The organism is Macrococcoides bohemicum (assembly GCF_016865215.1).
GTDB lineage: Bacteria > Bacillota > Bacilli > Staphylococcales > Staphylococcaceae > Macrococcoides > Macrococcoides bohemicum.
In genome coordinates this window covers 2,249,403-2,262,031 of the sequence record NZ_CP054482.1, presented here as the reverse complement: position 1 = coordinate 2,262,031, position 12,629 = coordinate 2,249,403, and the positions used below count along the sequence as shown (strand labels likewise).

The following is a 12,629-nucleotide window of genomic DNA, read 5'->3' as shown; positions in this document are numbered from 1 at the left end:
GAGGTGAAAATATGTTAAAGAAATTAGTAACGTTAATATTTATTGTAGTAGGTGCAAGCTTAGGGATTTTTGCGATACCTGAATTGATTCGTTTATTTAATTTGAATGTTCCTGAAATTCTTAAGAATGCATATGTTGATGGTGCGATTGGGATTGTTGTCTTTTTTATTTTATTTTATTGGTTGATTGATCGCGTAGTTAACCTCATTATTAAAGGTGAAAAATCTTTATTAAACATTAATTTTATGGAACTTATCTTTGCAACGCTCGGTATGATTTTAGGATTGATGATTGCTTCGATGATCAGTTTAATCTTTAACTCTATGGGCTTTATATTACTTAAAAATACAGTGCCAGTAATTCTGGCGGTTGTATTAGGTTATTTAGGGTTTCAGGTTGGACTAAAGAAACGTGATGAAATTCAAAGTTTCTTACCGGAACGATTCCAGAGCGGTTCAAACAAGCGCCGTGTGCTGGATAATACGAAATTATTGGATACGTCGGCAATCATTGATGGTCGTATCTTATCAATCGTAGAGTGCGGATTTTTAGATGGTACGATTATCGTTCCTCAAGGCGTATTAGATGAATTACAGCTTATCGCAGATTCAACAGACGGTATGAAACGTGATAAAGGACAACGTGGACTGGACATTTTAAGCCAGCTTCAGAACACAGGTCATCCGATTAAGATTGTCCCTGGCAATAAAAATATTAAAGAAGTCGACCAACTATTAGTCACAATGGCAAAAGAAACAAAATCAAGCGTCATTACAACAGACTTTAACTTAAACAAAGTATGTCAGGTGCAAGGCATTAAAGTATTAAATGTGAATGATTTATCTGAAGCAATTAAACCAGTTGTCGCACAAGGTGATAAGTTTATGCTGAATGTGACGAAAGCTGGGAAAGAAGAGAACCAAGGTGTCGGATATCTAGAAGATGGCACAATGGTCGTTGTAGAGAATGGTAAACATTTAATTAATAAACAAGTGAACGTGGAAGTACAATCTGTACTTCAGACTGCTTCAGGCAGAATTATATTTACAAAGAAAGTGAATGACTAATATGTATGACGTAATCATTCCGGCAGCAGGCATGGGTAAACGCATGCAGGCGAATCAAAATAAAATATTACTGACAATCAATCATAAATCAATACTTGAACATACCGTTCAAGTATTTCAAAATGATGATAATTGTCGGGCGATTCATCTGGCCGCGCAACGTGATGAAATAAGTACGTTACAATCAATGCTCACAAATTACAGTAAAATTGACGTTATCACTGAAGGTGGTAGTGAACGCCAATACAGTATTTATAACGTATTAAAAGCGATTGAGCCCTGTGAATATGTATTTGTGCATGATGCAGCAAGACCATTTGTTACGCAGCACACATTAAACAAACTATATGAATCGGTACAACAAAATCACAGCGTTATCGCAGGCGTTAAAGTAAAAGATACGATTAAACGTGTTGAAGATAATTTAGTTATTGAAACATTAAAGCGTGACGTGTTATGGCAAATTCAAACACCACAAGCGTTTGAATATCAATTATTAATCGATGCGTACAATAAAGCGGATGCAGATCAGTTCTTAGGCACAGATGATGCATCACTTGTTGAACGTATTTTCAAAGTTCATATCGTAGAAAGTGACTACGACAATATCAAAATCACAACGCCGGAAGACATGTTCTTCGCGGAAGCAATACTGAAGAAAAGAGGGTTATGATGAGAATTGGATATGGATATGATGTACACCAATTAATCGAAGGCAGGCCTTTGATCATCGGCGGGATTGAACTTGTTCACGATAAAGGGTTACTGGGCCATAGTGATGCCGACGTATTATTACATGCGATTACGGATGCGATTTTAGGTGCGGTTTCACTTGGTGATATCGGTAAATTCTTCCCGGACGATGACCCGAAATATAAGGGTGCGGATTCTAAGATTTTATTGAAAGATGCGTACCAGCACGTCCTTGATTTAGGTTATCAAATCGGGAATCTAGATGCCACAATTATCGCTGAAAAGCCGAAATTCAGACCTCATATCGATGCGATGCGTGAATCGATTGCAAATGTGTTAAATACAGACATATTCAATGTTAACGTCAAAGCAACGACGAATGAGAAGATGGGCTATTTAGGCAGACAAGAGGGAATACAAGCTCAAGCTGTGGTATTATTATTAAAGAAAACTAATTAATGGAGTGAATATAATGAGTAAAGTAAGAGTAAGATATGCACCAAGTCCGACTGGTTTCTTACACATCGGTAATGCACGTACTGCATTATTTAACTATTTATTTGCAAGACATAACGGCGGAGATTTTATCATCCGTATTGAAGATACAGATACTGCGCGTAATGTTGAAGGCGGAGAAGCGAGTCAGTTAAAGTTCTTACAATGGTTAGGGATGGACTGGGATGAATCGATTGATAAAGATGGAGGATATGGTCCTTACCGTCAATCTGAGCGTGCGCATATTTATAATCCAATCATTGAAAAGTTATTAGCTGAGGATAAAGCATATCGTTGTTACATGACATCTGAAGAGTTAGAAGCAGAACGTGAAGCACAGCTTGCACGTGGAGAAATGCCGAGATACGGTGGTAAACATGCACACTTAACAAAAGAAGAAGAAGCGGCTTTAATTGCTGAAGGTCGCGAACCTGCTATTCGTATTCGTGTACCGAAAGATAAAACTTATACATTTAATGATATGGTTAAAGGTGAAGTATCATTTGATTCTAACGGGATCGGTGACTGGGTTATCGTGAAAAAAGATGGTATTCCAACGTATAACTTCGCGGTAGCAATCGATGATCACTTCATGGAAATCACTCACGTTATCCGTGGTGATGATCATATTTCAAATACACCGAAACAAATGATGGTTTATGAAGCGTTAGGATACGATATCCCGACGTTTGGTCACATGACATTAATCGTAAATGAAGACCGTAAGAAGTTATCTAAACGAGATGGTTCAATCATTCAATTTATTGAACAATATCATGATTTAGGTTACTTACCAGAAGCATTATTCAACTTTATCGGATTACTTGGCTGGTCTCCAGAAGGTGAAGAAGAAATCTTCTCTAAAGCGCAATTTATCGAAATGTTCGATGAGAAACGTTTAAGTAAATCACCAGCATTCTTTGATAAACAAAAGCTTGCATGGATCAACAACCAATATATGAAGACAAAAGATTTAGATACAGTATTTGAAATGACGTTACCACACATGGAAAAAGCAGGTCTTATTTCAAATAACCCAACAGAAGCAGAACTTGCATGGACGAAATCTTTAGTAAGTTTATATCAACAACAAATGAGCTACGCTGGTGAAATCGTTGAATTATCTGAGTTATTCTTCAAAGATGAATTAGCATTAGACGAAGAAGCATCAGAAGTTGTAAACGGTGAGCAAGTACCTGAGTTAGTAAAATCTTTAACAGCTCAGCTTGAAGCATTAGATACTTTTGATGCGGCAAGCATTAAAGCTGCAATTAAAGCGGTTCAGAAAGAAACTGGGATTAAAGGTAAGAACTTATTCATGCCGATTCGTGTGATGGTATCTGGCCAAACACATGGTCCTGAATTACCAAATACAATGGAGTTATTAGGTAAGGATAAAGTAATCGAGCGTTTAAGTGTTTACGCATAATAAAACAAAAATAGTTGAAAAATAATCGCAATCTATTATAATCAGATTATGAGAATAAGTAGATAGTTAAATTATCTAAAGAGAGCATACGGTTGGTGCGAGTATGTGATAAATTAATTGTTGAATGCATCTCATGAATTCTATTTAAATATTTTAAAGTGAGTAGATTATCTACTAATCAGAGTGGAACCGTGCAGAAGCACCTCTTATTTTAGAGGTGCTTCTTTTTTATATTGGGAGGTGTGTGTATGTTCGCTAGAATTAAAGATGACATTAATATGGTGTTTGAACAGGACCCGGCTGCAAGAAGTAGTTTAGAAGTGTTTTTGACATACTCAGGATTACACGCTGTATGGTGGCATTTAGTTGCGCACTGGTTCTTTAATCATAAAATGTATTTTATCGCACGTGCTATCAGTCAAATTTCAAGATTTTTCTCGGGCATTGAAATCCATCCTGGTGCAAAGATCGGTAAAAGATTGTTCATTGACCATGGTATGGGGATTGTCATCGGTGAAACGTGTACGATTGGCAATAACGTAACAATTTATCAAGGTGTGACGTTAGGCGGTACAGGGAAAGAGAATGGTAAACGTCACCCTGATATCGGAGATAACGTGTTAATTGCGGCAGGCGCTAAAGTACTCGGGAATATTCAAATCGGTAACAATGTGAATATTGGTGCGAATTCTGTCGTATTGAAGTGTGTACCCGACTTTTCTACTGTAATAGGTATTCCCGGACACATTGTAAAACAAAATGGTGTTAAAGTCGGTAAGAGCTTTGAACATGCAAATTTACCGGATCCGATTTATGAAAAATTAAAAGAATTAGAACGTCATATAGAGGCGACAAAAAAAGGAGAGATTGTTGATGATTACGTTATATAACACGTTAAGTCGTAAAAAAGAAAAGTTCGTACCATTAGAAGAAGGTAAGGTGAAGATGTATGTGTGCGGTCCTACCGTATACAATTACATTCACATCGGTAATGCACGTCCTGCAATCAGTTTCGATGTCGTTAGACGTTACTTTGAATATCGCGGCTATGAACTCAACTACGTGTCAAACTTTACAGACGTTGACGACAAACTAATTAAAGCTGCAAATGAATTAAATTCTACTGTGCCAGAAGTAGCTGATCGTTTTATTGAAGCATACTTTGAAGATACGAGTGCCCTTAATTGTAAGCATGCGACACATCACCCACGCGTTATGGATCATATGGATGATATTATTTTGTTTATCGAAGAATTGATTAAGAAAGACTACGCATACGAAAGTGGCGGAGATGTTTATTTTAGAACACGTAAATTTGATGGATACGGGAAGTTAAGTCATCAGTCAATTGACGAACTTAAAGTCGGTGCACGTATTGCAACGGGTGAATTAAAGGATGATGCGTTAGATTTCGCGTTATGGAAATCAGCAAAGCCAGGTGAAATTAGCTGGGATTCTCCATGGGGTAAAGGTCGACCGGGCTGGCATATCGAGTGTTCAGTAATGGCGAAGAAACATTTAGGTGATTCTATTGATATCCATGCAGGTGGTTCTGACTTAACATTCCCACACCACGAGAATGAAATCGCGCAATCTGAAGCACATAATGACACAACATTTGCAAATTACTGGATGCATAACGGATTTATCAATATTGATAATGAGAAGATGAGTAAGTCATTGGGTAACTTTATTTTAGTGCACGATATCATTAAAGAAGTTAATCCAAACGTATTGCGCTTCTTTATGATCAGTGTACATTATAGAAATCCAATCAACTATAATATGGAGCTTGTTTCTAGTGCGAAAGCAGGACTTGAACGTATTCAAAATGCATATGCAGCACTGCAGGAAAGAAAAGAAATTTCTGTAGGTATTGTTGATCACACTGAGATAATCAAAGTAGTTGATGATATTTTAGTTCAGTTTGAAACAGCGATGGACGATGATTTTAATACAGCAAATGCAATAACAGCCTGGTATGAATTAGCGAAACAAGCCAATATCTATAATCAGAATGAATCAACAGATTTAAAAGTGATTGATCGTTTCCTGGAAGTGTTCGAAATCTTTAGTGAAGTATTAGGTGTCAAACTGGTTGAAGAAAAAGAATTGCTTGATGCTGACATCGAAGCATTAATAGCAGAACGTGAAACAGCACGTAAAGAACGAAACTTTGCACGTGCAGATGAAATTCGCGACTTATTAAAAGAGCAAAATATTATTTTAGAAGATACGGCACAAGGTGTGAGATTTAAACGTGGTTAACGAAGCGAGTCTTTATAATCCACTGACACTTGCTTATTTAGGTGATGCAGTACTTGATTTACATGTCAGAAATTATATCGTAAGAGAAAAGAATAAAAAACCGAATGAACTACATCGTCAGGCAACATTTTTTGTATCTGCTAAAAGTCAGGCGCATACGTTTGATACTTTAGTTGATGAAGGTTATTTTACTGAACAGGAAACAGAAATACTGATGCGCGGGCGCAATGCCAAAAGTCATACCCGCGCGAAAAATACAGATGTTATTTCTTATAAGAAAAGTACCGCACTTGAAGCGGTTATCGGTTATTTACATTTAAATAACGAAACAGAAAGATTACAGACGCTGCTGGATAAAATCATCACGTTATGTGAAATGAGGGGTAAATAATGAAAAAAGAAACAACTGATGAAATGATAGTAGGACGTCATGCTGTGAAAAGCGCGATTGAGTCGGATCACGAAATAAATAAAGTGTTCATCCAGGAAGGTATTAATAAATCACAAATTTCAAGCATATTAAATTTATGTAAGGAAAGAAAGATTATTGTTCAAACAGTACCGAAATCAAAGCTTGACCATTTATCTGATGTACCACATCAAGGGATTATGGCGATGATTTCACCTTATGAATATATTGATCTGGATGACTTCTTAAATGCACGTGATAAAGATAAGTTAAGCACGATTATGATTCTTGACGGTTTAGAAGATCCGCATAATCTAGGTTCTATTTTAAGAACGGCAGATGCGATTGGAATAGACGGTATATTGATTCCGAAACGTCGCTCAGTAAGCTTGAACCAAACGGTTGTGAAAGCTTCAACAGGAGCGATTGAACATGTGCCGGTAATGCGTGTCACAAACATTAGTCAGGCAATAGATAAACTGAAAGAAGCAGGTTACTGGGTTGCGGGGACGGATGCCAGCAAATCAGTTGATTACCGTAAGATGGATGCTAATATGAACCTTGCGATTGTTATCGGTTCAGAGGGTGAGGGAATGAGTAGGCTCGTTAAAGATAAATGTGACTTCTTAATTCACTTGCCAATGGTTGGACATGTTAATAGTTTGAATGCTTCAGTGGCAGCGAGTTTGTTAATGTACGAAGTTTATCGCAAAAGGAACCCACTAGACGCATGATAAAAAAATATACTATCATTGATGGTTATAATGTTATCGGACAAAGTTCAAGACTTAAACAACTCGCACAAGAATCATTAGAAGAGGCACGTATTCAACTATTGCTTGAAATCGCGAATTATAATGCCCGTATTGCGGACGAAATGATTGTAGTGTTCGATGCATATGATGTGAAATCACATGAGCGCGAAGAAGTAATTCATGGCATCCGTGTTGTCTATTCTCGGGAAAAGGAAACGGCTGATGCAGTTATTGAACGGCTTGTCTACGAGATGTATGAAAAGCACATTACAACGATCAAGGTCGTAACAAGTGATTTATCAGAACAGCATACGATATTTGGCAGCGGTGCCTTAAGAATCCCGTCCCGTGAGTTTATCAACAATTTGCGTGAAGAAGAAATCAATGTGGCGAAAGATATGGTAAAGATGGATAACAATAAACCGCGTACACGTATTGAAATCGATCAGGAAACGAAAGAGCGATTAGAAAGATTAAGGCGCGGAGATTATTAATTCAAGATAATTTTATTGTTTGAGATAATCATTTATTACATTTAACCTAAAGAAAAACACATCTAGAGGTTAAGCGCATGTTTAAAACTTATACACAAGTGATTTGTGAAGAACAAACAATGTATCATCTAAAGCCAATAGAACAAATTGTTAAAGACATTCAGAGTGGTAATATCGATGCTTTTGATAGTCTTGTAGCAAGACTACGTAATGGTATTGAAGTGCATATTCGTAAAATTTCGTATAGAGACCATGAAGCTTTATATCAAGAGAGTCTGATTGCGTTATATCAGGCAGTGAAAGTTTATGATCCATTAAAGAGCGACAATTTTGAAAGATTTTATTTCTACCATTTGAAATATGCACTGCTGGATTATGTGAGGGACTTGCAGAAAGAGCGCAATCGTCCTATTGTTAGCTTTGAAACGACGCAGTATGACGATGAACCATCACTTGAAGCGTTCATACAAGATATGAACGCTTTGCATCCTGATATTGAAAGTGAACTTATTGATTTACAGTCACGTATGACACCTGTTGCATTACAATTGAGTCCGCTTGAATATCGCGTCCTTGAATATTTGAAGGAACAGATGCCTGTCAAAGCGATGGCAGCAATTGAGAATGAATCGCTGAAAACAATTCATAATGCGATTTCAAGACTGAAAGTTAAGATTAAATCCTTCATACAAGGTACATGTTAGTTTGACAAATTACAATTTCACCGTTATATTAAACTAGGATTAGAATGAATTAATGTGATGATTAGACATGAACAATATAGCACTAAAAAATAAGTATCGAATTACGGTTCGGTCTATTTTTTATCAATTTAAACATGACGGAGGCAAACGCATGGAACATAAAGATAATTTCTTTCAAGGTGTTATTTCTGAGATGAAAAAAACTTCATGGCCAACTGGTCAGGAAGTTATTAGAGATACAACAATCGTAGTATTAACTGTATTATTCTTTATTATTTTCTTTTACGCAATCGATTTAGGCATTTCTGAGCTTATTCGATTAATTAATTAAGGAGGCATATTATGTCTGAGGAAAGCAAAAAGCATTGGTACGCAGTTCATACGTATTCAGGCTATGAAAACAAAGTAAAAGACAACTTAGAAAAACGTCTAGAATCTATGAATATGCAAGATCAAATCTTTAGAGTTGTTATTCCGGAAGAAGAGGAAACAACAATTAAAGACGGTAAAGCAAAAACATCAGTAAAGAAAACATTCCCTGGTTACGTTTTAGTTGAATTAGTGATGACGGATGAATCTTGGTATGTTGTACGTAACACGCCAGGCGTTACAGGTTTCGTAGGATCTGCCGGTGCAGGATCTAAACCAAATCCATTATTACCAGAAGAAGCTAAGTTTATTTTGAAATCAATGGGTATGAACGAAAAAACGATTGATGTTGAAATTGAAGTTGGTGAACAAGTGCGCGTAACGAGCGGTCCTTTTACAAACCAGGTTGGTGAAGTGAAAGAAATCGATATCGATAAATACAAATTAACAGTATTAGTAGATATGTTTGGTCGCGAAACACCAGTTGAAGTTGAATTCGATCAAATTGAAAAATTATAATAAAAATTTTAAAAAAACAAAATGTAAATTTTCACTTGCAATTTTTATGAGTAAGTGGTAATATTTTATGGTCGTGCTAATTAGTACGGTTGTTGAGTGGGAGGGTAAATATCATACCCTGTGACCACATCACGATATTATAGGAGGTGCACATCGTGGCTAAAAAAGTAATCAAAGTTGTTAAATTACAAATCCCAGCAGGGAAAGCGAATCCAGCGCCACCAGTTGGTCCAGCATTAGGTCAAGCAGGTGTTAACATTATGGGATTCTGTAAAGAATTTAACGCGCGTACACAAGAACAAGCAGGTTTAATTATTCCGGTTGAAATCTCTGTATTTGAAGATCGTTCATTTACATTTATCACTAAAACACCACCTGCAGCAGTTTTACTTAAAAAAGCAGCTAAAATCGAAAAAGGTTCTGGTGAACCTAACAAAACTAAAGTTGCTACAGTAACTGAAGATCAAGTACGTGAAATCGCTGAAGCTAAAATGGAAGATTTAAATGCAGCAAGCGTTGAAGCGGCAATGAGAATTGTTGCTGGTACTGCTCGTAGTATGGGTGTAGAAATTAAATAGTAATTTAAGATTTAACAAGCAGACTTATCTAAGTCTGCTCTTGCACTGTTATAGACAGTGCCCGTGGGAGGACATTCCGCTAAAACCACTATAAGGAGGAAATAAGAAATGGCTAAAAAAGGTAAAAAATATCAAGAAGCCGCTCAAAAAGTTGATAACACTAAATTCTACTCTGTAGAAGAAGCTATCAAACTTGCGCAAGAAACAAGCACAGTAAACTTTGACGCTTCTGTTGAAGTTGCATTCCGTTTAGGAATCGATGTACGTAAAAATGACCAACAAATCCGTGGTGCAGTTGTATTACCAAACGGAACTGGTAAAACTCAACGTGTATTAGTATTCGCTAAAGGTGAAAAATTAAAAGAAGCTGAAGCTGCAGGCGCTGACTATGTTGGCGATGCTGAATACATCAACAAGATCAACCAAGGTTGGTTCGAATTCGATGTAATCGTAGCAACTCCAGACATGATGGGTGAAGTTGGTAAACTTGGACGTGTCTTAGGACCTAAAGGTTTAATGCCAAACCCTAAAACTGGTACTGTAACGATGGACGTAACAAAAGCTGTTCAGGAAATCAAAGCTGGTAAAGTAGAATACCGTGCTGAGAAATCTGGTATCGTTCACGCTTCAATCGGTAAAGTATCATTTGATACTGCTAAATTAGTTGAAAACTTTAACACTTTAAAAGATGTTTTAGCTAAAGCTAAACCAGCGTCATCAAAAGGTACTTACTTCAAAACTGTTTCTGTAACATCTACTATGGGCCCTGGTATCAAAGTTGACCCATCAGAAATCAGAAACTAATTTAAAAAAAATTGACAAGATTCAAATTTCACGTTATAGTGTAATTTGTATTTTATAAATAACCTAAGACAGTAGGGGCGAATGCTTAATAATCCTACCGAGGTGAAATTTGACTTGATGAACTTTCAAGCACTTTTTACCATGGGTGAAAAGTGCTTTTTTAATACTTTATTAGAAAAGCACGAAAATCTTAATGGAGGTGTCATAATGAGTACAAAAGCTATCGAAATCAAACAACAAAAAGCTGATTTGATCACTGAACAATTAAAAAATTCAGTATCAACTATCATCGTTGACTATCGTGGTTTAACTGTTGCGCAAGTAACTGAACTACGTAAACAACTTCGTGAAGCTGGTGTGGAATTCCACGTTTACAAAAATACTTTAGTACGTCGTTCAGCAGAAGCTGCTGGTATCGAAGGACTTGAAGAATTTTTAACTGGACCAAACGCTATTGCATTCTCTAACGAAGAAGTTGTTGCGCCAGCAAAAATTCTTGCTGACTTCGCAAAAGAAAACGAAAAGTTAGAAATCAAAGCCGGTGTTATTGAAGGTAAAGTGACTAGCGCTGATGATATCAAAGCTATCGCATCATTACCATCAAAAGAAGGACTTATCTCAATGGTTCTTTCAGTATTACAAGCTCCAATGCGTAACTTCGCATATGCAGTTAAAGCTGTTGGAGAACAAAAAGAAGGCGGAGAAGAAGCTGCTCCTGCTGAAGAAGCATAATTCACTTAGCCAAAGACAATTAGTATCATAAAAAACTTAAATTAAATGGAGGAATACAATCATGTCAAACGAAAAAATTATCGAAATGATTAAAGAAATGTCAGTTTTAGAATTAAACGATTTAGTTAAAGCTATCGAAGAAGAATTCGGTGTTACTGCTGCTGCTCCTGTAGCTGTTGCTGGTGCTGCTGGTGGCGAAGGTGCTGCTGCAGAAAAAACTGAATTCGACGTAGAATTAGTATCTGCTGGAGCTTCAAAAATTAAAGTTGTTAAAGCTGTTAAAGAAGCTACTGGTTTAGGATTAAAAGACGCTAAAGACTTAGTTGATGGCGCTCCTAAAGTAGTTAAAGAAGGCGTATCTAAAGATGAAGCTGAAGAATTAAAAGCTAAATTAGAAGAAGCTGGAGCAACTGTAGAAGTTAAATAATTTCTCCTTTGTTCGAAACCCGTTATGTATATAACGGGTTTTTCTTGCTTTATATTGGTATAATTTCAACTGAGTGCGCATTGCGCTGAGTTGAAATAAGTGAGGTGTTAAGGTGAGTCATTATTATAGTGAAGAACAAACGGTAGAAAGCAATGAAAGTATCATCAGTTTTAATATGGGTAATCACAGTTTGAAACTTACGACGGATAGTGGTGTGTTTTCAAAAGGTGGCGTTGATTTCGGATCTAACTTACTCGTCAAAACTTTTTTAGAAGATACAAGTCCTGCTCGAGTACTTGATGTCGGATGTGGATATGGCACGATGGGATTAATGGTGGCAAAGCATTATCCGGAATCAACAGTACATATGGTAGATGTGAACGAACGCGCATTATCTTTATCTGAAAGAAATAGTAATGCTAACAATATTCATAACACAACTATCTATAAGAGTGATGGATTAAATGAAGTAACAGAACGGTTTGATGCAGTGATTACAAACCCACCAATTCGTGCGGGCAAAGACGTTGTTCATCGCATATTAGAAGATAGTGCAAAAGTGCTTGGAGATAACGGTGCACTATACGTTGTAATCCAAAAGAAACAAGGTATGCCATCAGCAAAAAAGAAGATGGAAGACGTTTTTGGTAACGTTGCAGTTCTGAAGAAAGATAAAGGTTACTATATATTAAAGAGTGTAAAAGGTTGACCTTATACGTTCCGTCTGTTATAGTAATAGAATGTAAAAATTTAAATGAATAAGTGTGCACTTTTCTATCTAATTTTAGGAGAAATGAGTTTAAAATAAAATGTGAAAATGGAGTTATGTGATTCCGTTTTCTTTTTGTCTTATTCCTCTGTTTAGGTAAAAGGCATCACAATTTTT

17 protein-coding genes and 1 other annotated feature are annotated in these 12,629 nt (G+C 36.6%); all 17 genes read left to right on the top strand.

Annotated features, from left to right (window positions below; translation table 11 throughout):
- The first annotated feature begins 11 nt into the window (after window positions 1-11).
- The 17 genes from HT586_RS11805 (at window position 12) to HT586_RS11725 (ending at window position 12,452) form a co-directional block, all read left to right on the top strand.
- Window positions 12-1,067 carry a PIN/TRAM domain-containing protein gene (locus tag HT586_RS11805; protein WP_096077852.1) on the top strand — a complete coding sequence of 352 codons (1,056 nt, stop codon included), beginning with the start codon at window positions 12-14 and terminating at the stop codon, window positions 1,065-1,067.
- A complete protein-coding gene (ispD, locus tag HT586_RS11800; protein WP_203545870.1) occupies window positions 1,060-1,740 on the top strand; it encodes a 2-C-methyl-D-erythritol 4-phosphate cytidylyltransferase in 681 nt (226 codons plus the stop codon). Before HT586_RS11805 ends, ispD begins: the two co-directional genes overlap by 8 nt.
- Window positions 1,737-2,219, top strand: coding sequence for a 2-C-methyl-D-erythritol 2,4-cyclodiphosphate synthase (gene ispF / locus HT586_RS11795; protein ID WP_203545869.1), 483 nt, complete (start codon window positions 1,737-1,739; stop codon window positions 2,217-2,219). The genes ispD and ispF overlap by 4 nt, the downstream gene beginning before the upstream one ends.
- 10 nt (window positions 2,220-2,229) lie before the next feature.
- Complete coding sequence (gltX, locus tag HT586_RS11790) at window positions 2,230-3,684, top strand: glutamate--tRNA ligase (RefSeq protein WP_203546580.1); 1,455 nt, start codon at window positions 2,230-2,232, stop codon at window positions 3,682-3,684.
- Between the two features lie 248 nt (window positions 3,685-3,932).
- Window positions 3,933-4,574, top strand: a complete 642-nt coding sequence (gene cysE / locus HT586_RS11785) for a serine O-acetyltransferase (protein WP_096077856.1) — start codon at window positions 3,933-3,935, stop codon at window positions 4,572-4,574.
- Window positions 4,558-5,952: a cysteine--tRNA ligase gene (gene cysS / locus HT586_RS11780; RefSeq protein ID WP_203545868.1), complete on the top strand. Its 1,395-nt coding sequence runs from the start codon at window positions 4,558-4,560 to the stop codon at window positions 5,950-5,952. The genes cysE and cysS overlap by 17 nt, the downstream gene beginning before the upstream one ends.
- Entirely contained in the window at window positions 5,945-6,343 is a 399-nt protein-coding gene (locus HT586_RS11775) for a Mini-ribonuclease 3 (protein WP_096077858.1), read from the top strand. Before cysS ends, HT586_RS11775 begins: the two co-directional genes overlap by 8 nt.
- Window positions 6,343-7,095 (top strand): 23S rRNA (guanosine(2251)-2'-O)-methyltransferase RlmB, encoded by a 753-nt coding sequence (gene rlmB, locus HT586_RS11770; protein ID WP_111746624.1) that lies wholly within the window; start codon window positions 6,343-6,345, stop codon window positions 7,093-7,095. Before HT586_RS11775 ends, rlmB begins: the two co-directional genes overlap by 1 nt.
- On the top strand, window positions 7,092-7,610 hold the full coding sequence (locus HT586_RS11765) for an NYN domain-containing protein (protein WP_096077860.1): 519 nt from the start codon (window positions 7,092-7,094) through the stop codon (window positions 7,608-7,610). Before rlmB ends, HT586_RS11765 begins: the two co-directional genes overlap by 4 nt.
- 77 nt (window positions 7,611-7,687) lie before the next feature.
- Window positions 7,688-8,314 (top strand): sigma factor, encoded by a 627-nt coding sequence (locus HT586_RS11760; protein ID WP_203545867.1) that lies wholly within the window; start codon window positions 7,688-7,690, stop codon window positions 8,312-8,314.
- Window positions 8,315-8,465: 151 nt separating this feature from the next.
- Complete coding sequence (gene secE / locus HT586_RS11755) at window positions 8,466-8,645, top strand: preprotein translocase subunit SecE (protein ID WP_096077862.1); 180 nt, start codon at window positions 8,466-8,468, stop codon at window positions 8,643-8,645.
- Window positions 8,646-8,656: 11 nt separating this feature from the next.
- Window positions 8,657-9,202, top strand: a complete 546-nt coding sequence (nusG, locus tag HT586_RS11750) for a transcription termination/antitermination protein NusG (protein ID WP_096077863.1) — start codon at window positions 8,657-8,659, stop codon at window positions 9,200-9,202.
- A gap of 155 nt (window positions 9,203-9,357) precedes the next feature.
- Window positions 9,358-9,780 (top strand): 50S ribosomal protein L11, encoded by a 423-nt coding sequence (gene rplK, locus HT586_RS11745; RefSeq protein WP_096077864.1) that lies wholly within the window; start codon window positions 9,358-9,360, stop codon window positions 9,778-9,780.
- A 108-nt stretch (window positions 9,781-9,888) separates the two neighbouring features.
- Window positions 9,889-10,584, top strand: coding sequence for a 50S ribosomal protein L1 (gene rplA, locus HT586_RS11740; protein ID WP_096077865.1), 696 nt, complete (start codon window positions 9,889-9,891; stop codon window positions 10,582-10,584).
- A 44-nt stretch (window positions 10,585-10,628) separates the two neighbouring features.
- Window positions 10,629-10,755, top strand: a sequence feature (ribosomal protein L10 leader region).
- 36 nt (window positions 10,756-10,791) lie between these two features.
- The gene (rplJ, locus tag HT586_RS11735) at window positions 10,792-11,316 is read left to right on the top strand and encodes a 50S ribosomal protein L10 (RefSeq protein WP_165958653.1); all 525 of its coding nucleotides are present in this window, start codon (window positions 10,792-10,794) and stop codon (window positions 11,314-11,316) included.
- Between the two features lie 61 nt (window positions 11,317-11,377).
- Entirely contained in the window at window positions 11,378-11,743 is a 366-nt protein-coding gene (gene rplL / locus HT586_RS11730) for a 50S ribosomal protein L7/L12 (protein WP_223160861.1), read from the top strand.
- A 112-nt stretch (window positions 11,744-11,855) separates the two neighbouring features.
- Entirely contained in the window at window positions 11,856-12,452 is a 597-nt protein-coding gene (locus HT586_RS11725) for a class I SAM-dependent methyltransferase (protein ID WP_096077867.1), read from the top strand.
- Window positions 12,453-12,629 lie beyond the last annotated feature (177 nt).

What these genes read in the sequence shown, in the direction of transcription:
- HT586_RS11805 (WP_096077852.1), top strand. Translation starts at nt 12, where the DNA reads ATGTTAAAGAAATTAGTAACGTTAATATTTATTGTAGTAGGTGCAAGC.
- ispD (WP_203545870.1), top strand. Translation starts at nt 1,060, where the DNA reads ATGACTAATATGTATGACGTAATCATTCCGGCAGCAGGCATGGGTAAA.
- ispF (WP_203545869.1), top strand. Translation starts at nt 1,737, where the DNA reads ATGATGAGAATTGGATATGGATATGATGTACACCAATTAATCGAAGGC.
- cysE (WP_096077856.1), top strand. Translation starts at nt 3,933, where the DNA reads ATGTTCGCTAGAATTAAAGATGACATTAATATGGTGTTTGAACAGGAC.
- cysS (WP_203545868.1), top strand. Translation starts at nt 4,558, where the DNA reads ATGATTACGTTATATAACACGTTAAGTCGTAAAAAAGAAAAGTTCGTA.
- rlmB (WP_111746624.1), top strand. Translation starts at nt 6,343, where the DNA reads ATGAAAAAAGAAACAACTGATGAAATGATAGTAGGACGTCATGCTGTG.
- HT586_RS11765 (WP_096077860.1), top strand. Translation starts at nt 7,092, where the DNA reads ATGATAAAAAAATATACTATCATTGATGGTTATAATGTTATCGGACAA.
- HT586_RS11760 (WP_203545867.1), top strand. Translation starts at nt 7,688, where the DNA reads ATGTTTAAAACTTATACACAAGTGATTTGTGAAGAACAAACAATGTAT.
- secE (WP_096077862.1), top strand. Translation starts at nt 8,466, where the DNA reads ATGGAACATAAAGATAATTTCTTTCAAGGTGTTATTTCTGAGATGAAA.
- nusG (WP_096077863.1), top strand. Translation starts at nt 8,657, where the DNA reads ATGTCTGAGGAAAGCAAAAAGCATTGGTACGCAGTTCATACGTATTCA.
- rplA (WP_096077865.1), top strand. Translation starts at nt 9,889, where the DNA reads ATGGCTAAAAAAGGTAAAAAATATCAAGAAGCCGCTCAAAAAGTTGAT.
- rplJ (WP_165958653.1), top strand. Translation starts at nt 10,792, where the DNA reads ATGAGTACAAAAGCTATCGAAATCAAACAACAAAAAGCTGATTTGATC.
- rplL (WP_223160861.1), top strand. Translation starts at nt 11,378, where the DNA reads ATGTCAAACGAAAAAATTATCGAAATGATTAAAGAAATGTCAGTTTTA.